The 22,519-nt window shown below is 71.1% G+C and carries 16 protein-coding genes; 10 read left to right on the forward strand and 6 right to left on the reverse strand.

The genetic code is table 11. The annotated features are described in order from the left end of the window. The first annotated feature begins 16 nt into the window (after positions 1-16). Both ASD93_RS01245 and ASD93_RS01250 read left to right on the forward strand, forming a co-directional pair. A complete protein-coding gene (locus ASD93_RS01245; RefSeq protein WP_056117802.1) occupies positions 17-646 on the forward strand; it encodes a ClpP family protease in 630 nt (209 codons plus the stop codon). Then, positions 643-1,230, forward strand: coding sequence for a ClpP family protease (locus tag ASD93_RS01250; protein WP_056117804.1), 588 nt, complete (start codon positions 643-645; stop codon positions 1,228-1,230). Before ASD93_RS01245 ends, ASD93_RS01250 begins: the two co-directional genes overlap by 4 nt. Before the next feature lie 191 nt (positions 1,231-1,421). Here the strand turns inward: ASD93_RS01250 and ASD93_RS01255 are convergent, their stop codons facing one another. After that, entirely contained in the window at positions 1,422-2,135 is a 714-nt protein-coding gene (locus ASD93_RS01255; RefSeq protein ID WP_056117806.1) for an MBL fold metallo-hydrolase, read from the reverse strand. A 78-nt stretch (positions 2,136-2,213) separates the two neighbouring features. On the opposite strand from ASD93_RS01255, the gene ASD93_RS01260 reads away from it, so the two are divergent. After that, positions 2,214-2,732: a TetR/AcrR family transcriptional regulator gene (locus tag ASD93_RS01260; protein ID WP_056117808.1), complete on the forward strand. Its 519-nt coding sequence runs from the start codon at positions 2,214-2,216 to the stop codon at positions 2,730-2,732. Here ASD93_RS01260 and ligD read toward each other — a convergent pair. The 3 genes from ligD to ASD93_RS01275 all read right to left on the reverse strand — a co-directional run bounded on the left by ligD (position 2,729) and on the right by ASD93_RS01275 (position 5,619). Continuing rightward, entirely contained in the window at positions 2,729-3,973 is a 1,245-nt protein-coding gene (gene ligD / locus ASD93_RS01265) for a non-homologous end-joining DNA ligase (RefSeq protein ID WP_056117811.1), read from the reverse strand. The genes ASD93_RS01260 and ligD overlap by 4 nt on opposite strands. A 151-nt stretch (positions 3,974-4,124) precedes the next feature. Next, positions 4,125-4,487, reverse strand: coding sequence for a helix-turn-helix domain-containing protein (locus tag ASD93_RS01270; protein WP_056117813.1), 363 nt, complete (start codon positions 4,485-4,487; stop codon positions 4,125-4,127). Positions 4,488-4,698: 211 nt separating this feature from the next. Further along, positions 4,699-5,619 (reverse strand): Bax inhibitor-1/YccA family membrane protein, encoded by a 921-nt coding sequence (locus tag ASD93_RS01275; protein WP_056117816.1) that lies wholly within the window; start codon positions 5,617-5,619, stop codon positions 4,699-4,701. A gap of 153 nt (positions 5,620-5,772) precedes the next feature. Between ASD93_RS01275 and ASD93_RS01280 the strand changes: the two genes are divergently transcribed. The 6 genes from ASD93_RS01280 (at position 5,773) to ASD93_RS01305 (ending at position 10,890) form a co-directional block, all read left to right on the forward strand. Further along, a complete protein-coding gene (locus ASD93_RS01280; protein WP_056117817.1) occupies positions 5,773-6,780 on the forward strand; it encodes a glycerophosphodiester phosphodiesterase family protein in 1,008 nt (335 codons plus the stop codon). Between the two features lie 35 nt (positions 6,781-6,815). After that, the gene (locus ASD93_RS01285) at positions 6,816-7,841 is read left to right on the forward strand and encodes an ABC transporter ATP-binding protein (RefSeq protein WP_056117824.1); all 1,026 of its coding nucleotides are present in this window, start codon (positions 6,816-6,818) and stop codon (positions 7,839-7,841) included. After that, positions 7,838-8,941 carry an ABC transporter permease gene (locus ASD93_RS01290; RefSeq protein WP_056117827.1) on the forward strand — a complete coding sequence of 368 codons (1,104 nt, stop codon included), beginning with the start codon at positions 7,838-7,840 and terminating at the stop codon, positions 8,939-8,941. Before ASD93_RS01285 ends, ASD93_RS01290 begins: the two co-directional genes overlap by 4 nt. Before the next feature lie 120 nt (positions 8,942-9,061). Beyond that, positions 9,062-9,535 carry an SRPBCC domain-containing protein gene (locus tag ASD93_RS01295; RefSeq protein WP_235566872.1) on the forward strand — a complete coding sequence of 158 codons (474 nt, stop codon included), beginning with the start codon at positions 9,062-9,064 and terminating at the stop codon, positions 9,533-9,535. After that, positions 9,532-9,849: an ArsR/SmtB family transcription factor gene (locus ASD93_RS01300; RefSeq protein WP_056117831.1), complete on the forward strand. Its 318-nt coding sequence runs from the start codon at positions 9,532-9,534 to the stop codon at positions 9,847-9,849. Before ASD93_RS01295 ends, ASD93_RS01300 begins: the two co-directional genes overlap by 4 nt. Before the next feature lie 222 nt (positions 9,850-10,071). Continuing rightward, positions 10,072-10,890 (forward strand): MOSC domain-containing protein, encoded by an 819-nt coding sequence (locus ASD93_RS01305; RefSeq protein ID WP_056117833.1) that lies wholly within the window; start codon positions 10,072-10,074, stop codon positions 10,888-10,890. Between the two features lie 311 nt (positions 10,891-11,201). Here ASD93_RS01305 and ASD93_RS01310 read toward each other — a convergent pair whose 3' ends face one another. Then, the gene (locus ASD93_RS01310) at positions 11,202-11,879 is read right to left on the reverse strand and encodes a Type 1 glutamine amidotransferase-like domain-containing protein (RefSeq protein WP_056117835.1); all 678 of its coding nucleotides are present in this window, start codon (positions 11,877-11,879) and stop codon (positions 11,202-11,204) included. Then, positions 11,876-12,676, reverse strand: coding sequence for a patatin-like phospholipase family protein (locus ASD93_RS01315; RefSeq protein WP_056117837.1), 801 nt, complete (start codon positions 12,674-12,676; stop codon positions 11,876-11,878). The genes ASD93_RS01310 and ASD93_RS01315 overlap by 4 nt, the downstream gene beginning before the upstream one ends. Positions 12,677-13,032: 356 nt before the next feature. Here ASD93_RS01315 and ASD93_RS01320 point away from each other — a divergent pair, with 356 nt between their 5' ends. Then, the gene (locus tag ASD93_RS01320) at positions 13,033-22,437 is read left to right on the forward strand and encodes a DUF11 domain-containing protein (RefSeq protein WP_157536833.1); all 9,405 of its coding nucleotides are present in this window, start codon (positions 13,033-13,035) and stop codon (positions 22,435-22,437) included. Positions 22,438-22,519 lie beyond the last annotated feature (82 nt).

Consider the following 22,519-nt stretch of genomic DNA (forward strand, 5'->3'; position numbering starts at 1 on the left):
CGCGCAGGCTGGGGCCATGGCTGAAGAAGGCAGGATCCCCCAGTTCGGGGCCGAGGCGCGACGCGAGCTGTTCCATCAGCGCGTGCTCGTGCTGGACGGTCCGCTCGACGACGACAACGGCACCCTCATCGCGACGCAGCTGCTCGCGCTGGCCGCCGAGGACGAGGCATCCGATATCGCACTGTGGATCCACTCGCCCGGTGGTTCGGTGCCGTCGATGCTCGCGATCCGCGACATCATGCGGCTGATCCCGAACGATGTCGCGACCCTCGCGCTGGGGCTCGCCTGCAGCGCCGGGCAGTTCCTGCTCTCCGCCGGCACGCGCGGGAAGCGCCGGGCGCTCCCGCACGCGAGGATCCTCATGCACCAGGGATCGTCGGGCATCGGGGGGTCGACCGTCGACGTCGAGGTGCAGGCCGACGACCTGCGCCACATGCGCGACACGGTGCTCGGGCTCATCTCTGAAGACACCGGGCAGGACCTCGATCGCATCTTCGAGGACTCGCTGCACGACCGCTGGTACACGGCCGCTGAGGCGCTGGACTACGGATTCATCGACGGCATCGTCGACGACTTCGCGCAGGTCGTGTCGCGGCGCCGCCGGCCCGCAGGTCTCGGTCTCGGCCCGGCGGAGGTGGCGGCATGAGCTCGTACACGATCCCGAACGTCGTGGCGCAGCATCCCCGCGGCGACCGCGTCATGGACGTCTACTCGCACCTGCTGTCAGAGCGCGTGGTGTACCTCGGCACCGGCATCGACGCGGGTGTCGCGAACGCGCTGATCGCCCAGCTGCTCCACCTCGATGCCGACAGTCCCGAGCGCGACATCCAGCTGTACATCAACTGCGAGGGCGGCGACCCGGCCGCGATGCTCGCGGTGTACGACACCATGCAGCACGTGCGGCCGGATGTCGCGACCACCGTCGTCGGTCAGGCGATCGGCGTCGGTGCGGTGATGCTCGCGGCGGGCGCGGCCGGCAAGCGCGCGGTGCTGCCGCACGCTCGTGTGGTGCTTCATCAGCCGGCCGGGCAGGGCAGGGGAGCGATTCCGGATCTCATCCTGCAGGCCGACGAGCTGGTCCGCGTGCGCGGGGACGTCGAGGCGATCCTCGCGCGGCACACGGGGAAGGATGCCGCGCGGCTGCGGTCCGACACCGACCGCGACCGCGTCTTCACCGCCGTCGACGCGGTCGCGTACGGCCTCGCGGACCGCGTGCTCGAGGAGCGGTGAGCGGACCGGCCGGGCCGCCCGAGGCGGTCAGGGCCGCGCGGCGCGGACGGCGGCGGCCGTGCACAACGTCGGCGATGAGGCCGATCCGGGCGCGGGATGACACGTGTCTGGGCGCGTCATGGGCGGAATGCCGACGTTGCGCACGCCGCGCGCGGGTGAGGCAGGGGGGGTGAGGCGGGGAGCCCCGCCGGTCAGGGCCGCGCGGCGCGGACGGCGGCGGCGACGTCGTCCGGTGAGCCCTGCCACGGCGCGCCGTGACCGGGCAGCACCCAGGTCGCACCGAGTCCGGCGAGGCGGTCGAGCGAGTCGAGTGCGCGGTCGGGCTCGTCGGTGAACGGCGCCGGCTGCAGGCCGGTCGCCCCGGTGAGGACGTGCCGCGTCGTCAGGGCATCGCCGACGAACACGGCCTCGGCGGCCGGGACGTGCACCGCGATGCTTCCCGGGGAGTGGCCGGGAAGCGCGATCACGCGTGGGGCGCCGGGTAGGTCGAGCACGTCGCCGTCGCCGACCTCGATCACCTCGGTGAGGTACTCGGTGCGCCAGCCGCGCTTGCGCAGGGCATAGGTGAAGAAGCCGAACGTCGGTCCGAGGCGCATCGGTCCCATCGACGTCTTCGGCTTGTCGCCGCCGCGGGCGCGGTCGGCATCGGCGGTGTGGACGTAGACGGGAACCCCGTGCTCGCGACGCAGTCGCTCGGCGAACCCGATGTGGTCGCTGTCGCCGTGGGTCAGCACCAGCCCCTTCACGTCGGCCGGGGTGCGATCGATCGCGGCGAGCTCCGTCTGCAGGTCGTCCCAGTGTCCGGGCAGCCCGGCGTCGATCAGGGTGACCCCCTCCGGCGTGACCACGAGGTAGGCGGCGACGACGTCATTGCCGATGCGGTGAAGATGTGGGCCGAGTCGCATGAGATTCCTCCGAGCTTGCGTGTAGGCTATGGTACATAGCTATCATAGCTTACGTCAATAGCCATGAAGGAGGATCGGATGCCGACACCCGACCGCACATCCCTGGCCGCGATCGTCGAGGCGGGCAGGCAGCTGCTCGAACTCGGCGGCCCCTCCAGGGTCACCATGCAGGCCGTCGCCGAGCGGGTGGGCGTGCGTGCTCCTTCGCTCTACAAGCGCGTGCGCGACCGCGATGCGCTCCTTCGCCTCGTCGCAGAGTCCGGTGTGGACGACCTGGGTGGCCGGCTCGCAGCATCCGATGGCTCTCTCCCGGCGCTGGCGCGCGCCTACCGCGCCTTCGCCCACGCGAACCCCGAGGCCTTCCGGCTCATGTATTCGATCTCGGGGAGCGACGAGGCCCTCCGGCGCGCCAGTGAACCCGTGCTGCGCGGCGCCCGCGCAGCGGTGGGCGAGGCGCGGGCGCTCGAGGAGGCGCGGCTGCTCACCGCCTGGGCGACCGGGTTCGTCAACATGGAGCTCTCCGGCGCGTTCCGCCTCGGCGGCGACGTGGACGAAGCCTTCGAGTACGGGCTCGCTCGGCTCGCGGCGACGCGCTAACCCGCGTCTGGTCGACCCGGCCACACCCTGCCGGCCCAGGGGTCGTAGTCGGCGATCAGCGCCTCCTGCTCGGGGCGCTCGGACTCGGGCACGTGCTGCAGGTTGACGCGCACGCGATACCAGAGCGAGCTCGATCCGCGCATGCCGTCGACGAGGACGTCGGCGGGGTGGAGCAGGCCCGAGGTGGACGGATGCTTCGCCTGCCACTCCTCGAGTGCGTCGAGCGCTTCCGGCTTGGTCTTGGTGCGCGCGATCTCGATGAGCGGCATCGTGGACTGCCGGCGGCCCTCGCCGTCGCCGGCGCGCGGCGGCTTCTCGGCGGGGCCGAGCTGCTCGGCCAGGGCGAGCAGCCCCTCGAGGCTGCCGACCGCCTCGTCGATGCCGCGGTGGGGGTCGCCGATCGCGGCGAAGCGCTCCCTCACCGACGCGATCGTGAACTCCTCGGGCCGGCGGACGCCGACCTCGTCCCACTCCATCGGCGTCGAGACGCGCGCGTCGGGCAGTGGGCGGATCGAGTAGGCAGATGCCACCGTGCGATCCTTCGCGTTCTGGTTGAAGTCGACGAACACGCTCTCGCCGCGCTCCTCCTTCCACCACCGGGCCGTGGCGAGCCCCGGTGCGCGGTTCTCGACTTCGCGGGCGAGGGTCTCGGCCGCGAGGCGCACCTGCTTGTAGTCCCACTCCGGTGCGATGCGCACGAGGATGTGCAGGCCGCGCGAACCGCTCGTCTTGGGCCAGCCCACGAGTCCGACGTCGTCGAGCACCTCCCGGGCCACCATCGCGACGTCGACGATCTGCGACCAGTCCACGCCGGGCATGGGGTCGAGGTCGATGCGCAGCTCGTCGGGGTGGTCGAGGTCCTCGGCCCGCACCGGGTGCGGGTTGAGGTCGAGGCACCCCAGGTTCACGACCCACGCCAGGCCTGCGGCATCCCGGATCACCGCCTCTTCGGCGGACGTGCCGCGTGCGTACTGGAGCGTCGCGGTGTCGACGAACTCGGGATGGTTCTCGGGCACGCGCTTCTGGAAGAACGCCTCCTGATCGATGCCCTTCACGAAGCGCTTCAGCACCATCGGCCGACCGCCCGCCCCGCGCAGCGCGCCCTCGGCGACGGCGAGGTAGTACTGCACGATCTCGAGCTTGGTGATGCCCGGCTGCGGGAAGACGATCTTGTCGGGGCTCGACACCCGCACCTCGTGCCCCTCGACGTCGAGGAAGACTTCCTTGCGGGCTGGGCTCACCCGCCCCACGCTAGCGCCGCCCGCCGACGCGGGCCAGGCCCGGGCCGCGCCAGAGGCCGGGCGCCGGGCCAGAGGTCGAGCGTGGGGCGGATCTCGTCCGTTGGGGCGCATATCGTCCGCCCCGACGGACGAATGCCGCCCCGAACCCGGGTCAGGCGGCGAGGGAGTATGCCGCGCGAGTGCCGACGACGGCGTGCGCGGCGGCGCGGGCGGCGGCGTGGTCGCGCAGCTCGTCGGCGACGGCGGCGGTCAGCTCGACGAGGGTGACGTCGAGCGCCCCGGCGACGGCGGCGATCATCTCGCTCGAGGGCTCCTTGAGTCCGCGCTCGATCTCGGACAGATACTGCGGCGACACGCCTGCCCGCTCGGCGGTGTCGGCCAGGCGCTCGCCGCGCTCGTGCCGCAGGCGGCGCAGCTGGTCGCCGAGCGCATCGCGCCACAGCGGTTCGGGCTCACGCGGCGAGCGGGGCGAGCGCGGCGCGGGCTTCGTCGGCAGCGGGATGATCTCGGCCATGCGGTCACGATAGAACGCGGATGCCGAGCCGGCGCCCCGTTCCGCTCAGAGCAGAACGGCCGCCGCGGCCGTTCGATGTCGGCGAGTTGCCAAGACAGGCCGGCATCCGACGCGTGCCACCGGCGTGTCTTGGCGACTCGAGTGTCGGTGGTGCCGGGCATGCGAAACGGCCGCCCGGAGAACCGGACGGCCGTTCGAGAAGACGCTGCGGCTAGTTGCTGCCGCGGACGATCGCGATGATGCGCAGGATCTCGATGTAGAGCCAGACGACGGTCACCATGATGCCGAAGCCGCCGAGCCAGCCGTACTGACGGGGAGCGCCGTTGCGCACACCCTGCTGGATCGAATCGAAGTCCAGCACGAGCGAGTACGCGGCCATGATGACGACGAGGACGCCGATGATGAGGCCCAGCGGGATGCTGAAGCCGCCGATGCCGATCGAGGTGCCGAGCAGGCCCCAGGGGTCGGAGTTCACACCGGTCCACACGAGGACGAGGTTCAGCAGCGAGAAGACCAGGTAGCCGACCATCGCGATCATGAAGACCTTGGTGGCCTTCTTCGAGGCGCGGATCTTGCCGCTCGCGAACAGGGCGAGCGTCACACCGACGACCGACAGGGTGCCGAGCGTCGCCTGCAGGACGATGCCCTCCCACTGGATCTCGAAGAACGCCGAGATCCCGCCGACGAACAGTCCCTCGAAGGCGGCGTAGCCGAAGATGAGCGCCGGGCGGATCTTCTTGCGCGAGGTGAAGATCACGACGAGCGAGAGCACGAAGCCGCCCATCAGGCCGATGATCCACGGCATCAGCGTGGGCTGGCCGGTCTCGGCGACGGGGGACATGGTCCAGACCCAGCCGGCGACGGCGGTCACGAGGAGGACGGCGAAGAGTCCGACCGTCTTCCAGATCGTGTCCTCGATCGTCATGCGGTCGGTCTCGATGGCGCCGGCCGACGGGGCAGCGTACATTCCCTCGAGCTGAGCCTGGGCTGCGGCATCCACTCCGGCGTGCTGCGCCGAGGCGGTCTGCGTCTGCGCTGCGGGGGGCTGGAGTCCGGGGCGACCGGGGTAGGTCTTGGCGGCCTTCGAATCCTGGAAGGCCGGGTTGTTGAACGCGGGGTTGTCGAGGGCCACTGCTCTCACACTCCAAGTCACGGGTTGCACAGCACGGTGCTGTTGATCAACATTATCCGACGTCGCGAAGTCGATGGAGTCTGCGGGCTGTGAGACGGCTTTGAGCGGATGCCGCGTCCGGCCGGGTCGCAGCGCCGCGGGTACCCTGGAACGATGCCGCGCCGGACCCCGCTCGTGATCGGTCATCGCGGCGCCCCGGGGTATCGCCCCGAGCACTCGCGATCGTCGTACGACCTCGCCCTCGAGCTCGGCGTCGACGGCGTGGAGCCCGACATCGTCGTGTCGTCGGACGGCGTGCTCGTGGTGCGCCACGAGAACGAGATCTCGGGCACGACCGACATCGCGGACCGCCTGGAGTACAAGGACCGCCGCACCACGAAGACCGTCGACGGCGCCGAGCTGACCGGCTGGTTCACCGAGGACTTCACGTGGGACGAGCTGTCGACGCTCGGATGCCGCGAACGGCTGCCCGCGCTGCGCCCGTCGAGCGCGACGTTCGACGACCTGCAGCCGGTGCTGCGACTGCGCGACGTCCTCGACCTCGTGCGCGACGCCTCGCTCGCGCAGGGACGTGAGATCGGCGTGGTGCTCGAGATCAAGCACGCCACCTACTTCGCCTCGCTCGGGTGGGACATCGCCGAGCTCGTGGACGCCGAGCTGCGCGCGGCCGGGTGGGCCGCGGGTGCCCTTCCGCTCACCATCGAGTCGTTCGAGTCCACGGTGCTCTTCCGGCTGCAGGAGCGCGGCATCCGAGCGTCCTACATCTATCTGCTCGAAGCCGCCGGCCGCCCTTTCGATCTCCTGTCGCAGCAGGGCAGGGCGGCGCTCACCTACAAGCAGACCGCCGCGCCGAAGGGGCTCGACGGACTCGTCGGTCGTGTCGACGGCATCAGCGTCGACAAGCGCATGATCCTGGCACCCGACAAGCTGGGCCGCCTCGGCAGCTCGACGGTCGTCGCGGACGCGCACGAACGGGGTCTTCGCGTGTTCACCTGGACGTGCCGGCCCGAGAACAGCTTCCTCATCGGGCAGTTCCGTCGGCGGGGCGAGCCGGCCGCCTTCGGTGACTGGCAGGCGGAGTGGGCCGTGATCAGGGATGCCGGAATCGACGGCGTCTTCGTCGACCATCCCGACCTCGGCGTGGCGTTCTTCGGTTCCTGACGATCCCGCGAGAGCGGTATGAGATGGTGAGTCCCATGACTTCCCCCGGCATCGTCGCGCAAGGAGTCCGTCGCTCGTTCGGTGAGATCCAGGCGGTGCGCAGCGTGACGCTGCAGGCGCACGCCGGCCGTGTGACGGGGCTCGTCGGACCCAACGGCTCGGGCAAGACCACTCTTCTCCTCATGCTCGCATCGCTCCTCGCGCCCGACGCCGGCTCGATCCGGATCGAGGGCGTCGACCCCGTCACCGACCCGCACGCCGCGCGGGCGCTCATCGGCTGGATGCCCGACGCGCTGGGCGCGTGGGGATCGCTGACCTCGCGCGAGACGCTCGTCGTGACGGGGCAGCTGTACGGGATGCCGAAGCCCGTCGCCGCCGCACGCGCCGAGGCCCTGCTCGCCGAGGTGGGGCTGACCGGGCTCGCCGACTCAGCCGCGAAGGTGCTCTCCCGCGGGCAGAAGCAGCGTCTCGGCCTCGCCCGCGCACTCGTCCACGAGCCGCGCGTGCTGCTGCTCGACGAGCCCGCGTCCGGTCTGGACCCGCAGGCCCGCATCGATCTGCGGGTGCTGCTGCGGCGCTTCGCGGCAGAAGGGCGCACGGTGCTCGTGTCGAGCCACATCCTGAGCGAGCTCGAAGAGGTCGTCGACGATGCGGTCTTCCTGCTCGAGGGCGAGACCGTCGACACCCGCCGTGTGGAAGCGGCCGCACGCCGGGCCCGCCCGTGGCGCGTGCGGATCGCCGGGGCCGAGGCATCCGCCGCCGCCCCGCAGATCGCAGAAGCCCTCGGCTCCGTCGCCCGCGTCGACCGTCGCGACGTCATCGTCGACTTCGAGTCCGACGAGGCGGCGGCGCGTGCGCTGCACGCGCTGGTGAGCGCGGGTCTCGCGGTGGCGGAGTTCGCGGCCGCGCAGGGCAGCCTCGAGCACACGTTCCTCGATCTCGGCAAGGGGGTGCCTCCCGCGGCTCCTCCGGACGCCGCTCCGCCGGGTGCCCTGCCGCCGACGACTCTTCCCGAGGCATCCGCCGACCGTCCCGACGCCGACGAGGAGGTCGCCCCGTGAACGCTCAGCGCCTCGGCACCATCGTCCGCCTCGAATTGACGCAGCGCACGCGCAGCGTCGCCTGGTACGTCCTGCTCGGTGTCTTCGCGCTCCTGCTCGTGATCGTGACGGCGCTGTCGTTCATGGCCTTCAGCTGGTCGTCGCGGGAGCAGGGATCGGCGATTTTCTCGACGATCGTCTACATCACCCTGCTGCTCGTCGTCCTGGTCTCGCCGACCCTCAGCGGCAACTCGATCAACGGCGATCGCGACGCCGCGACGCTCGCGCCGGTGCAGGTGACGCTCGCGACGACCGCCGACATCCTCGTCGGCAAGTTCCTCGCGGCGTGGATCACCGGCCTCGCGTTCGTCGCGGTCTCGATCCCGTTCCTCGTGATCGCGACCCTGTCCGGGGGAGCGGATGCCGCGACCATCGCGGTCTCGCTGCTCGTGCTGATCGTCGAGGTCGGCATCATCGCCGCCATCGGCGTCGCGCTGAGCGGCATCATCGCGCGGCCGCTGTTCTCGGTCGCGACGACGTACCTCGTGGTCGCGGCGCTCGTGATCGGCACGCCGATCGCGTTCGCGCTCGTCGGAGCCACCATGCGCACCGAACAGACGTACAACAACCGGTCGATCGACTGGGAGTCGTACGAGGACGGCGAGTTCCCGTGCATGCCCGGTGAGACGCCGACCGATGACTACCCGTGCGTGCAGGATCCGACGCCGGAGTGCGGCGAATGGACCACGTACACGAACGAGGTGGTGCGGTTCGATCGCGTCTGGTGGGTCCTCGCGGCGAATCCGTTCGTGATTCTCGCCGACGCGACCCCGACGACGTTCGACTCGAGCGGATACCCGGTCGACCTCTTCGGGCAGATCAAGCTGGGCGTCCGCGCTGCCCAGCAGCCGCCGGCGGCCGAGGTGACGTGGGACGAGTGCAGTCCCGAGTCGTTGGAGGATCAGCAGCCCACGCCCGAGGAGATCATCGCGCAGTCGACCCCGAGCTGGTTCGTCGGCCTGAGCCTGCAGCTCCTCCTCGCGGCGGGACTGCTGTGGTGGGCGTGGTCGCGCACGAACACCCCGGCTCGCCGGTTGCCTCCGGGCACTCGCATCGCGTGACGACCTCAGAAGTGCAACCATAGGGTTGCTATTCTTCGCCACTCGTGTCATCCTTGCGGTGCAGATAAAGTGCAACACACAGGTTGCATGTCTGCGGAGAGAGGAACGATCATCGTGAGCATGACAGTCAACCCGTCCTCGGTCGTCGACGACTCCGCCTTCACCGTGCGGCGAACGATCCGCATCGCCGCTCCGGTGCACAAGGTGTGGCAGGCGGTCACCGAACCCGCGCACATCTCGAGGTGGTTCGGGCAGGCAGCGTTCGAGGGCACGCACGCCGGTGCCCTCGGAACCCTGACCTGGCCCGATCGCGACCCGATCCCGGTCCGCATCGAGGCGATCGACGAACTGCGGCTCGTCTCGTACCGATGGGGCAACGACGACGCCAGCGGCGTGGTCCCCGACACACTCGACGACGCCCGCTCGACCGTCTTCACCTTCACGCTCGTCGAGGTCGAAGGCGGCACCGAGCTGACGGTCGTCGAGACGGGCTTCGAGAACACGTCCGACCCCGCGGCGAACCTCGTCGACCACCGTGATGGTTGGAACGGCGAGCTCGACAAGCTCGTCGCCCTGCTCGAGAGCGGCTCGTGACGACAGCGACGCTGGTTCCGGTGTTCGCCGCACTCGGCGACGAGACCCGGTGGAGCATCCTGGCTGCGCTCGGGGAGGGCGACGCGTCGGCGTCCGCCCTCGCCGGGCGGCTCCCGGTCACGCGCCAGGCCATCGCGAAGCACCTCGCCGTGCTGCAGGAGGTGGGACTCGTCGAGTCCGTGCGCGTCGGCCGCGAGGTGCGCTATCGCATCATCGGTGCCCAGTTGAGTGCGACCGCGCGCCGACTCGATGCCGTCGGCGTCGAGTGGGACCGCCGCCTGGCGGCGATCAAGGAGATCGCCGAAGGGCTCTGACCCGCGGCATCCGCATGCTCGGCGGCTCGCGCATCGCCTGAGCCTCTGGGAGTCCGTCTGTGCAGGGCCGAGCCCCGGCATCCGCTCGGCAGTTCTGAGGAGATCGGCGGTTTCGCGGGCCAGATCGGGCTGTGCGATCCGGAGAACCGCAGATCTCCGGAGAACCGCGCGCTTCGCGGCGAGGGGCGGATGCCGCGCACATCCGGGCGGTAGCGTTCTCGCGTGCAGGTGACCAGGGTTCGCACGTATCCGGTGAAGTCGTTGGCCGGGTTCGACGTCGACGCCGCGACCGTCCAGCCGTGGGGGCTCGCCGGCGACCGTCGCTGGGGCGTCGTCGATCCCGACGGGGAGCCCATCACCGCCCGCGAGGCCAACGCGCTGCTGGGTCTGACGGCGGTGATCGGCGACGACGGTGCGCTGATGCTCGGCGACCGCGCCGGCGGTGCGCTGCGCATCCGCGAGCCGAGGGATGCCGCGCCCGTCTCGGTCGGTCACTCCCGGCAGGGCTCGGCTCTGCCGGCCGGTGCCGACGCCGACGACTGGGTGAGCGCGCGGATCGGCCGTCCGGCGCGCCTGGTGTGGCAGAGCGACCCGCGGGTGCGCACGGTCAACCCCGCGCACGGCGGGCTGCCGGGTGATCGCGTGTCGCTGGCGGACGTGGGCCCACTGCTGCTGGTGAGCGAGTCGTCGATGGCCCAGCTGAACCGCTGGACGGACGACGAGACGGCCGAGCTCGACATCCTGCGCTTCCGCCCGAACGTGAGCATCGACGGCGACCCCGATGACCCGTTCGCCGAGGACGCCTGGCCCTTCGTGACGCTCGGCGCCGTGCGCTTCCGCGTGAGCGGCGTGTGCGACCGGTGCGTCATGACGACGATCGACCCCGACACGCTCGCCCGCGGCAAAGAGCCGATACGGACCCTCGCGAAGCACCGGCGGTGGGACGGGAAGACGTGGTTCGGCGTGTGGCTCGTTCCCGACCTCGCCGCATCGCCTGACGCGGCCGTCGTGAGGGTCGGCGACGCGGTCCTCCCCGGCTGACCCTGGTCGAGGCGTTCGCTGCGCACACCGGGCTCCCGCACCTCTCGATCCCGTGGTCCGTGGTGGCGGGAATCGGCGTGGCGGGTTCCCGCCACGCCGAAAAAGGCTGGTCGTGTCGTGCACGGGTTGTGCATTCTGTCGCATATACGGTGTTGCTCGAGGCTTCCCCAGAGCCTCACACCTGCCGGCCCCCCGCTCGCCCGACTCTTCAGCGCGACGGATCTGGTAGGGGAAGCGGTCCGGATCACCCCCTGATTCCCGGACCGCTTCACCCTTTCTGCCGGTGCCTCGCCGGACTCATGCCCCGGGCGTCATGCTTCGGCGTTGAGGAGCTCCCACGTGCCCTCGGAGATGACGCGGATGCTGCCGTCCACCACGGCGATCGCCGTCTGCTCGTCGATGGCGTAGGCCGGGTGCCCGATCTTCGCCGCCCAGCGGTGCGCGGCCTCCGTCGTGTTCGACGTCCACCCGGGGTAGTCGAGGTGGGGGAAGATCGAGAAGTCGACGACGCCGAGCGTCTCGTCGGTGCCCCCGGGCTCCTGGTCGACGAACTCCGGACCGATGCGCGGAGTCATCACCATGCTGCCGGCGCTGACGCCCACCCACACCGTGTCGGGGAGCGACGGGAGCAGCGCGGCCAGGCCGGATCGCCGCATCCATCGCGCGAGGTAGACGGCTTCGCCGCCGTCGACCAGCAGTACGTCGGCGTCGCGGACCCACGGAACCCAGCGGTCTTCGCCGATGCTCTCCAGCGCGGTGAGCTCGAGGACGCCGACCGATTTCCAGCCGAGGCCGACGAGGCTCTGCTCGCCGGGCCAGGCCGCCGCCGTCGACCTCCAGACCGACTGCGGCGAGCACGCGGGCTGACCCCACTGCGCCGTCGGGACGAAGAGCGCGTCGGACTCCTCGATGGGCTTGCCGAGCAGCTCGACGAGTGCCTCGCGGATCGATGCGTTGGTGATGCCGCCGGATGTGAGGAGGAGTTTCACCGGTCGCCTTTCGTGAGGGGAGCGGGGTGCGTCGCGTCGAGCCGCGCGCCCATTGTGCCGAGGGCCGCGGTCGCCGCGCGACGGCCTTCGGCGATGAGACGGGGGACGTCCCGCATGGACCATTGCGCCATGCGCTCCATCTCGGGCTGGATCAGCACCGTCGACGGGTCGGCGATGAGCTCGGAGATCTTCGTGCTCGTGCGCATCATCCGCACGTTCTCCCACTTCGCGTGCAGGTGCACGACGATCACGCGATCGGCGCCGAGCTTTCGGGCGGCCGAGTGCGGCACGTTGTCGACCATCCCGCCGTCGGCCAGCAGCCGGCCGCCGAGGCGCACCGGCGGGAGCAGGCCCGGCACGGCGATCGACGCCCGCAGGGCCGCACTCAGCGGACCGTGGTCGATCGTGACGGCCTGGCGCGTCCGCAGATCGGTCGCGACCGCGCCGAACCGACGGGGGAGGTCTTCGATGCGGGGATCCTCGCCGAGCAGCCGGTGGATGGCGTCGGTGACGACGCGCGTATCGAGGAGTCCCCACCTCGGCTGGAAGGTCCAGGCCGCGATGCGGCTCCACCGGAAGCGGCGCGCGATCTGCTCGATCTCGGCACCGTCGAGGCCGGCGGCGAAGGCGCAGCCCACGAGCGCGCCGGAGCTGGTGCCCGTCACGACGTGGGGACGGATGCCGCGTTCCTCGAGCACCTGCAGCACCCCGACGTGCGCCGCGCCGAACGCGCCGCCACCGCTGAGCGCGATCCCGAGGCGGGTGTCGTCGGCGGGTGGAGTGGGGTCACGGGGCACGTCGTGAACGTACCACCGGGCTGTGACGGTCGTGCGGGCACGGAGCTGTGCAAAAACTGAGGGAGCGCGGAGGGTTTTTGTTGGCGCGATCACCAATATTCAGTACGGTAAGGAGCACTGTGCACTTCCTGGAAGTGCTCTGCATTCGGGGGAATGCAGGTCGGGGGACCCGAAATCTGATGTCCCGACTGTGCTCTCCGAGTGACGGATGCTGCGCGTCCCAGCCGCGCGGCAGTGGACATACTCGGCTGCGCTCGCCCGCGGCTGCCCGATGAAGGCCGGACGGCGCTCGCTCGCGCGCGCCGTGGGCCTTCGTCGGCAAGCCTCGGCACGTTCGGCGACGAAACAGGACGCAGATGACGCACCACCCCGCAGCAGCCCGTGATACCCGTGCCGGCCGATTCCGCCGGCTGACCGCGGCTGCGACCGTGGCGGTGCTCGCCGTCGGCATGGCCGTGGCCCTTCCGCTGACGGCGGTCGCGGCACCGCCTGTCGCGTCGGACGGCGGCGGCTTCACCGGCATCGACGTGTCGGCCGGAGCATCCAATGTGCTCGCCTCGGGCAACGGCCAGGTCAGCATCGACGCGTCCAACGTCGCCGGCGTGGAGCTGTACAACGCCACCGCGGTCGCGATCCTGCCCGTCGGCGTCACCTATGTGCCCGGCTCGTCGCTGCCCGGGGCTCCGAACGCCGTCGGCGACCCGCTCATCCGCACCTACATTCCTGACCCGGCCGAGCCGACGGTGACGGCCCAGCTGCTGCAGTGGGCGAACGTCGCCGACCTGCCGGTGGGTGCGGACCTGACTCTCTCCTTCGACCTCGTCGCCGACAACGCCCTCTACCCGGTCGGCGCGAGCTTCACGGTCGACGTGGGCGTCTATGCGAACACGAACGAGCGGATCGTTCCGGTGGTGACGATCCCCACCGACGGAACGCCGCCCGTCGTCACGCGCGCGACGCACGGCGGCGACGACACGGAGACGCTGACGATCAGCGCCATCCGGCTGACGAAGCGCAACCTCGAGGCCGAAGCCGAGGTCTACCGCGGGCCGGCCAACGCCACCCGCTACGAGCTCACCGTGGTCACCGCCGACGAAGCCGGCACACAGGGTGCGGTCGTCACCGACCTCGTGCCGGCGCAGTTCCAGGTGACCGACTGTGCGCTGGGCGACGTCGCGTGCACCTCGGAGATCGTCGAGATCGACGGCGAGACCTTCACCCGCCTCACATGGGATCTCGGCGCCATCCCCGCCGAAACCACCGTCCGACTGGAATACCGGGCGTTCGTCGGACTGCAGGAGATCACCGCGCCTGACGGCGTCGCCGACGGCGCGCCCACGCGCCCCGGCCCCACCGGCACGAGCATCGAGAACACGGCGCAGGTCACCGGAACCTACGGCGGCTCCGTCGTCGAGGGCGGGTCCGCCGAGGTCACGGCGACAGCCGACGCGACGGTGCGACTGCTCGACGTCGGTGTGGTGAAGTCCGTCGCCGCCGGTGAGTTCACCGCCGGCGGCACGACGAGATTCACCCTCGCCCTCCGCACCAGCCAGTACGTCACCACCGGCGACGTCGTCGTCACCGACGCCCTGTCCGACGGACTGTGCCCCGTCGTGCCGGCCGGTGTCCCCACCACGGGAGCGTGGCCCGCGGAGTGCCCAGCGCCCGGGAGCACTGCCGACACGGTCGTCGGAGGGACGATGACGAACGTCGTCGCCAACGCCGACGGCACGTTCGTCGTGACCTTCGCCGTTCCCGGCGGCACGCTGGCGGCGGATGCCGATACCGCGATCGTCTACACCGCCTACATGCGGGCGGCCTACCAGGACGGGTCGCCCACCTCGACCGGTGACGTCGTCACGAACGAGGTGGAGGTGGAGGGGACCACCAGCCCCGCCGCCGGCAACACCGTCGACACGGGCGACGTCGAGTCGAGCAACGGCTCCTCGGCCTCGCTGGCCACCTCCGACCTGTCGATGTCGAAGACGGTGTGGAGCAACCCCGACCGGCAGGCGATCACCGGCGCGGGCGGCGTGGGCGGCGTGACGTGCGCGACGGCACCCGCGGGGGAGTACGTCGCGAGCGACGGCCCGCGTCTGCAGCTCGGCGACCTCGCCTGCTTCCGCATCCGGATCGACTTCACCAGCGGCGCCTCCACCCGCAACCCGATCCTGGCCGACTTCCTCCCGCCGGGAACGGAGTTCGTCGCGTGGGCGGAGGGTCCCGGCAACACCGCCGACGCCGAGCGCGTCACCACGGGCGCGCGGTGGCTGCTCGGCACCCCCAACCCGGACGGCTCGCGCTACGTGCCCGGGGGCGGGGTCTCCGTCATCGACATCCTCGCCAGGGTCACGGCGGTTCCCGGTGCCGGCGACGACATCGACATCACCGGAAATCTCGCCAAGCTCCGCTACGTGAGCAGCGAGGGAACGGTGCGCGCGGCGCGCGACGAGGTCGACCTCTCGCTGGCCCCCACCGTGCCGCTCGGGCTCGACAAGCGCGTGAACGGCGCCGCCAGCGCCGCCGTGCAGGAGGGGCAGTCGGCCACCTTCACCATCGGTGTCACCCACCAGGGCACCGCGGCCGACGGCAACGCCTATCCGCTCAGCAGCGCGACCGTGTGGGATGCGCTGCCCGCGGGCTTCGAGTGCGCAGACATCACCGCGAGCACCCCGGCATCCACGTCCTGCGCGACGTCGACGACGGGTCCGACGAGCGGACGCGACGTCGTCGTGTGGAACCTGAGCGCAGCGGCGCTCGGCGCCGACGGCCTGCTGACCGCCGGCGAGACCGTCACCGTGACCTACAGCCTCACCATTCCGACCCCGCTGTCGATCTCCTCGTCGCACACCAACGAGGCGGCGGTCACGCTCTACACGGCCCCGACGACCGACGGCACACCGGATTCCGCGGGCGACGTGTCCTTCTTCCCGGAGAACGACCTCGGCGCCAATCCCGGCATCACCCCGAACGCGCCCGAGGCGAGCGACACCGCGACGGTGACCCTCGCCGACGCGAACGTGGCCAAGCAGGTGGCCGCCACCGGGGTGAACGGCCCCGGCAACAGCGCCCTGACGCAGGCGACGATCGGCGAGTCGGTGAGCTACGCGTATACCGTCACCATCCCCGCCCGCACCAGCGTGTTCTCGGGCATCCTCGACGACGGCCTGCCCACCGGCGGGCTTCTCGTGCAGACCGGTGACCCGACCCTCACGACCTCGCCCGCCGGCATCGCCGTCGGCGCGGGATGCACGGCGGATGCCTCAGAGTTCCGACTCTGCGACGACGGCACCCTCCGCTTCCCGACGACCTGGACGAATTCGACCGCGACTCCCGCGGTGTTCACGGTGACGCTGCCCACGCGCGTCGTCGACGTCGCCGGCAACATCCACGGCACGTCGATCCCCAACACGGCGACCTTCCGCAGCGCCCTCACCGTGAACGGCAGCCTCACCCAGCGGGGCACGGCCTCGGCATCCATCGCGGTCGTCGAGCCTTCCGCCGCACTGGCCAAGACGTCGTCGGCGACCGCCGTCGCGGGCGGCTCGACCGTCAACTACACCCTCACGGCGACCAACGCGGCCGGCCGGCCGCCGCTGTTCGACGGTGTCGTCGTAGACTGCGTGCCCGCCGCCCTCGCGGTCGGCACCCTGCCGGGCGCGATCGCCGGGCCGGTCGCCGGCACCGGATCCAACGGCTGCCCCACGGGGACCCAGCGGCTGACGTGGACGCTCTCGGGACCGCTTCTGGCGGGCGTCGCACAGTCGATCCAGTACCCGGTGACGGTCCCGACGGGCGCCGCGTCGGGACAGCAGTACACCAACAACGCCACCCTCTCCGGTTCCTCCGTGCAGGGAGCGGTGACCGGCGAGCGGACCTACCAGGCGCTCGCGTCACGGACGATCACCGTCAACCGCGCTTCGCTCGTGAAGACGACGTCCAGCGCGACCGTCGTCCCCGGCCAGAGCATCACCTGGACGGTCACCGCGACCGTCCCCGCCAATGTGCAGCTGTTCAACGCGGCCTTCGTCGACGTGATCCCGACGCCGTTCGGCAACGCGGCCGCGGTGACGTCGTGGTCGGTCTCGTGCGGCGGCGGCGACGCGGCCTGGATCGGCGACTGCCTGCCGGCGACCCTCCTGACCGCGAGTCCTGCGAGCAACCTCGGCGTGTACCTCGGCAACATCGCCCCGGCGGCCGCCTCGCGCACGGTCACCCTGACGCTCACGACGCGCCTGCCCGCGAACACCACGTCGGTGCAGGGCGCGAACCTCACGAACACGGCGCAGTTCCGCTGGAACTACACCGCGCAGACGCCGCCGACCGCGACCAACGCGACGTGGAGCACCAACGTCAGCGCCAGCGCGGTGACACAGGTCCGCGACCCCCAGGTCACGGTCACGAAGGCGGTGAGCACCGCGCAGCCGGCTCAGGGCGAGACGTTCACCTACACCGTGACCGCGGTCACCACCGCGGGCACCCGCAACGTCCCGGCCTTCAACGTCGCGATCGTCGACACCGTGCCCGCGGGAGTGGTCCCGCTCGATGCGGCCGGCGACCCGCTCGCGAACGGCGGCAGCACCGTGAGCGGAGGGGTGTGGAACTCCACCGCCCGCACGCTCACCTGGACGGTCGCCACGCTCGCGCCCGGGGCGGCGAACACCGTCACCCGCACGTATCCCGCGCGACTTGCACCCGCGTCGAGCCTCACCGGCGCCGCGCTCACCAACTCCGTGCGGCCCCAGTCGTGGACGTCGCTCGACTCGGCCGGCAAGACCTACGGACCGGGCACGGCGGCGACGGCGACCGTCACGCCGCAGTTCCCGCTCATCGCCACCGCCAAGGCCCAGGTCTCACCGGCCAACCCGGTGTACATCGGCCAGGAGGTGTCGTTCCGTCTCGAGCTCACGAACACCGGCGGGGGAGCCGCCGCGTCGCTCGACGCCGTCGACACCCTCCCCGCGGGCTGGACCTATGTGGCCGACTCCGCCGCCGTCACGGTGCGCACCGGGAGCGCGGTCGCCGTCGAGCCGACGATCACCGGCCAGACGCTCCGCTGGAACGACGTGGGCGGGAGCTCCGTCGACCTGCTCGCCAACGAGCGCATCGTCGTCACCTACCGTGCGGTCGCCGGTCCGTCCGCCCAGGTCGGCCTGAGCGTGGCGCACACCAACACCGCCGTCGCCGCCGATGTCACCGATGCGACCGGAGGCACGTCCTACAACGGCGGCGCCGGCAGCTACATCGGCGCCTCCGGCACGGCCACGGCGCGGATCGCCGCGGCGGACCTGCGCATCACCAAGACCGCGAACGACGACTTCGTCGCGGGCGGATCGGGCACCTACACGCTCACGGTCACGAACGCGGGACCGGATGCCGCCACCGGCGTCACCGTCGTCGACACCGTCACCGCTCCGACCGGCGTCACCGTCGTCGGCGCCACGGGAACCGGCTGGTCGTGCTCGGCGCCGTCCGACGGTTCGATCACGTGCACACGCACGAACGCCGCCGACACACTCGCGTCGGGCGCTTCCTGGACGCTCACGGTCACGGCTGCGGTCGCGGCATCCGTCGTCGACGGCACGCAGATCCCGAACACGGCGACGGTCTCGGCACGCACCGAGGATCGCACCCCCGGCAACAACAGCGCCTCGGCGACGGCGACGGTGAGGGCGCAGGCCGACCTCGCTGTCACCAAGACGCCGACGCGCACGACCGCCACCGCCGGAACGGCGCTCGGCTGGACGATCTCGCTCGTCAACCTCGGACCATCGGTCTCGCGAGGATCCGCCGGGTCGCCGATCGTTCTCACCGATGTTCTTCCGTCCGCGGTCACCGGTGTGCAGGTGGGCACTGTCACGGACGGCGTGGACTGCGAGATCACGGGCGGAACGCTCACCTGTGAGGTGCCCTTCGACCTCGCCGTCGGCGACGGCGTCTCGGTCGCCTTGGACGGGACGATCGCCTCGTCTGCGGCACCCGGCTCCACGATCAGCAATACCGCGCGGGTCACCCCGGTGACCACCGATCCTGTCGCCGGCAACAACTCGTCGACCGCCACGACCACCGTCGACGTGGTGGAGGCGCTGTCGGTCTCCAAGAGCATCATCGCGCCGCAGCCGCCCGTGGTGGTGCCCGGGCAGACACTCACCTACCGCATCGCGGTGACCAACGCCGGGCCGTCGGACGCCCGTGGGGTGACCGTGCTCGACGACCTCCCGGTGGGCTTGACGTTCTCGTCCATCGTCGCGGGCGGGTCAAGCTGGACGGCGACGGCCCAGGGCGGCGACATCCTGTTCATGCTCTCGGGCAACCTCGCCGCCGGCGCGTCGACGCAGTTCGACTTCGTCGCGACGGTCGGCGCGGGCGTCATCGGCGACCTCACCAACACGGCCGTGGTGTCATCCACGTGGCGGGCGAACCAGGACACCGCGTCGGTCACGACGGGATCCACCGCCTCCTCCGACCTCGCCCTCACCAAGACCGTTGATGCGGCAGAGATCGTCGCGGGCGGCGACACCGCGGCGACCTACACGCTGTCGGTGGTCAACCTCGGACCGTCCGACGCCGTCGGGTCGATCACCGTGACCGACCTGCTTCCTGCCGGTATGAGCCTGGTCGACGCGCCCCCGGCAGGGTGCGAGGTGACCGAGGTGTCGGGACGCGTGCAGGTCCAGTGCGACAAAGCAGACGGACTGGATGTCGCGGAGGACCCGTGGACCATCGAGCTGCCCGTTCTCGTCGACGCCGACGTCACCGATTCGGCGCTCACGAACAGCGCGACCGTCACCTCGCCGACGCCCGACCCCGACCTGACGAACAACACCGACACCGCCGCACTGCCGGTCCTCCAGCGCGCCGCGCTCACCGTCACCAAGGAGGCCGCGCCGACGGTCGTCGCCGGCGAGCAGGTCACTTGGACGGTCACGGTCGCCAACGACGGCCCGTCCGACGCGCAGGCCGTCACGCTGACCGACGACCTCGACGATCGCCTGACACTCGTGAGCGCCGAATCCGAGACCGACAGGGTCGACTGCACCGGCACGACCGAGGTGGTCTGCACCATCGGCACGCTGCCCGCCGGGGAATCGGTCGTCATCGAGATCGTCGCCACCGTGGCCTCGTCGGTGCCCGACGGAACCAGCATCCCGAACACCGCTTCCGCACAGTCGACGACGATCGACCCGGTCACGGGTGAGCCCGCGACCGCCGAGGGCGAGGACGCCGTCGAGGTGATCGCCGTGACGGCGCTGACCCTCGTGAAGCAGGCCGTCGAAGACGTGGTCGACGCCGGCGATGTGGCGTCGTTCACGTTGCGCCTCGTCAACGACGGGCCGTCGGATGCCGCAGACCCGGTCACGATCGTCGACACGCTGCCCGCGGGCATGACCTACCTCGCCGCGTCGACGTCCGGCGGACCGGGCGCGTGGGACTGCGTCATCGACGGACAGGTGCTCACGTGCGAGCTCACCGACGAGGGCGATGTCGTCACGCTGGCGGCGGGCGCGACCGCACCGCTGCTCGCCGTGTCGGCGACGATCGGCGCGGACCAGAGCGCCGGTACGCTCACCAACACCGCTGTGGCGTCGTCGCCGTCCTCGCCCGACGGTGCGGAGGACGAGGCACCCGTCACGGTCGTCACGCACGCCGATCTGGAGCTTGTCAAGTCGCACGACCCGAGCGCCGTGCCCACGGCCGGCCTTCCGTTCGAATGGACGCTCGCGGTGACGAACCACGGTCCGTCGGACTCGGTCGCGACGGCCGATGACCCGATCCTCGTGCGCGACACGCTGCCCGAGGGTGTGACCCTCGCGGGAACGCCTGCGTCCGGCGGTGTCGACACCGTGTGCACGGTGGTCGATCCCGGCGCCGATCCCCAGGTGGTCGAGTGCGAGCGCACGACGACGCTGCCGACGGGGGAGACGCTCGAGCTGACGCTCGCCGTCGACATCGCCGAGACGGCGTCCGGTGCCCTCACCAACACGGCGACGGTCTTCCCGGGACTCACCCCGCAGCCCGACGGCAACCCGTGGCCCGACACCGACACGGACACGATCACGGTCATCGAGGTCGCCGACCTGTCGATCGAGAAGGAGACCGTCACCGATCCGGTGGTGGCCGGTGGCGCGATCTCCTGGACCGTGACCGTCCGCAACCTCGGTCCGTCCGACTCCGACGCGTCGCCCGCAGCGCCGATCACCGTCGTCGACACGCTGCCCGCCGGCGTCACGGGGGCGACCGCCTCCGGCGAGGGCTGGGACTGCACGCCGCTCGCGCTCACCGACGATGGGCGTGAGCAGGTCGAGTGCACGCGCGACACGACGCTGCTGGTCGAGGCTGCGCCCGAGATCACGGTGACGGGCGTCGTCTCGGCATCGGTGCAGGGCTCGATCACGAACATCGCCGTGGTCACGCCTGGGCTCACGCAGCAGCCGCAGGACGGCCCCGGACCGGACGAGGCGACCGCGACTGACGAGGTGACCGAGAGTGCCGATCTGGCGCTCACGAAGACGATCGCCCGCACCATCACCGCGGGTGGGACCGGCGAGTACCGGCTCAGCATCGTCAACCTCGGCCCGTCCGACGCGCGGGGCGTCGTCATCACCGACACGCTTCCCGCCGGACTGAGCTACGCCGGGATCGCCGTCTCGACGGACGGCTTCACATGGAGCTGCGAGCCCGACGAGATCGAGCCGACCACCGTCGTCTGCGACCTCGCCGAGCCGATTCCGGCCGGTGAGACGATCGTGCTCGATGTGACGGTCGACGCGGAGTCCCAGTTGGAGGGCGACCTCGAGAACACTGCCGTCGTGAGCGCGGCCACCCCCGATCCCGACCTCGAGAACAACTCGTCGTCGGTATCCGGCACGGTGAGCGAGCTCGCCGATCTCGCGATCGTCAAGCAGGCGGTCGGAGAACCGCGGGTGGGGGAGCAGTTCAGCTACACGCTGACGGTGACCAACGCCGGGCCCTCGGATGCTCGTGGCATCGTGATCGAGGATGCCGTGCCTGCGCAGCTCACCGTCGACGCGATCGACGCGGGTACCTGGACGTGCGCCGTGGTTCCCGCCGAAGGGGCGCCCACGGACATCACGTGCCTCCGGCCGCAGCTCGCGTCGGGCGGCACCGCGCCGGTGATCACCGTCACCGTCACGGTGCTCCCCGCGGCCTACCCGGCCGTGTCGAACACCGCGACCGTCACGGCGGCCACGCCGGAGGATCCGGACACGCTCGCCGACAACACGTCGACGGTCACCTCCACCGTCCCCGCGCTCAGCAGCCTGTCGATCACGAAGGAGCTCACCTCGACGCTGTACGCCGGCTTCACCGGGGCCTACACGATCACCGTCACGAACGGGGGCCCGACGGCCGATCCCGGCCCGATCACGGTCACCGACGTGCTGCCGTCGGGGCTGACGTACCGCAGCGCGACCCTCGACGGGGTCGCGACCACCTGCGAGGTCGCCGGGCGCGAAGTGACCTGCACGGTCGGTCCGCTGGAAGCGGGGGAGAGCACGGTCCTCGTCCTCACCGTGAACGTGGCGGCGGATGCCTCGGGATCGCTCCAGAACACCGCGACGGTCTCCTCGGTCGCCGACCCCGACAGCCCCTCCGCCACGGCGACGGGCAACGTGGACCGCTCGCTCCTCGCGGCAACCGGAACGGCGCTCGGCCTGCTTCCGGCGATGGCGGTGCTCCTGCTGCTCCTCGGGCTGTACCTCGTGCGTCGCGCGCGGCGCCGGGAGATCGTCGAGCCGTAGGAGGCGACACACTCGATCCTCGGGTCGCGGCGGTGCTTCCGCCGCGGCTCGGGGGCGGGTGCGGAGCGCTCGATCCAGCAGC

Origin of the sequence: Microbacterium sp. Root180, assembly GCF_001428485.1 — a bacterium.
GTDB lineage: Bacteria > Actinomycetota > Actinomycetes > Actinomycetales > Microbacteriaceae > Microbacterium.

What these genes read in the sequence shown, in the direction of transcription:
- ASD93_RS01295 (WP_235566872.1), top strand. Translation starts at nt 9,062, where the DNA reads ATGACAGTCAACCCGTCCTCGGTCGTCGACGACTCCGCCTTCACCGTG.
- ASD93_RS01320 (WP_157536833.1), top strand. Translation starts at nt 13,033, where the DNA reads ATGACGCACCACCCCGCAGCAGCCCGTGATACCCGTGCCGGCCGATTC.
- ASD93_RS01285 (WP_056117824.1), top strand. Translation starts at nt 6,816, where the DNA reads ATGACTTCCCCCGGCATCGTCGCGCAAGGAGTCCGTCGCTCGTTCGGT.
- ASD93_RS01245 (WP_056117802.1), top strand. Translation starts at nt 17, where the DNA reads ATGGCTGAAGAAGGCAGGATCCCCCAGTTCGGGGCCGAGGCGCGACGC.
- ASD93_RS01250 (WP_056117804.1), top strand. Translation starts at nt 643, where the DNA reads ATGAGCTCGTACACGATCCCGAACGTCGTGGCGCAGCATCCCCGCGGC.
- ASD93_RS01255 (WP_056117806.1), bottom strand. Translation starts at nt 2,135, where the DNA reads ATGCGACTCGGCCCACATCTTCACCGCATCGGCAATGACGTCGTCGCC.
- ASD93_RS01280 (WP_056117817.1), top strand. Translation starts at nt 5,773, where the DNA reads ATGCCGCGCCGGACCCCGCTCGTGATCGGTCATCGCGGCGCCCCGGGG.
- ASD93_RS01270 (WP_056117813.1), bottom strand. Translation starts at nt 4,487, where the DNA reads ATGGCCGAGATCATCCCGCTGCCGACGAAGCCCGCGCCGCGCTCGCCC.
- ASD93_RS01260 (WP_056117808.1), top strand. Translation starts at nt 2,214, where the DNA reads ATGCCGACACCCGACCGCACATCCCTGGCCGCGATCGTCGAGGCGGGC.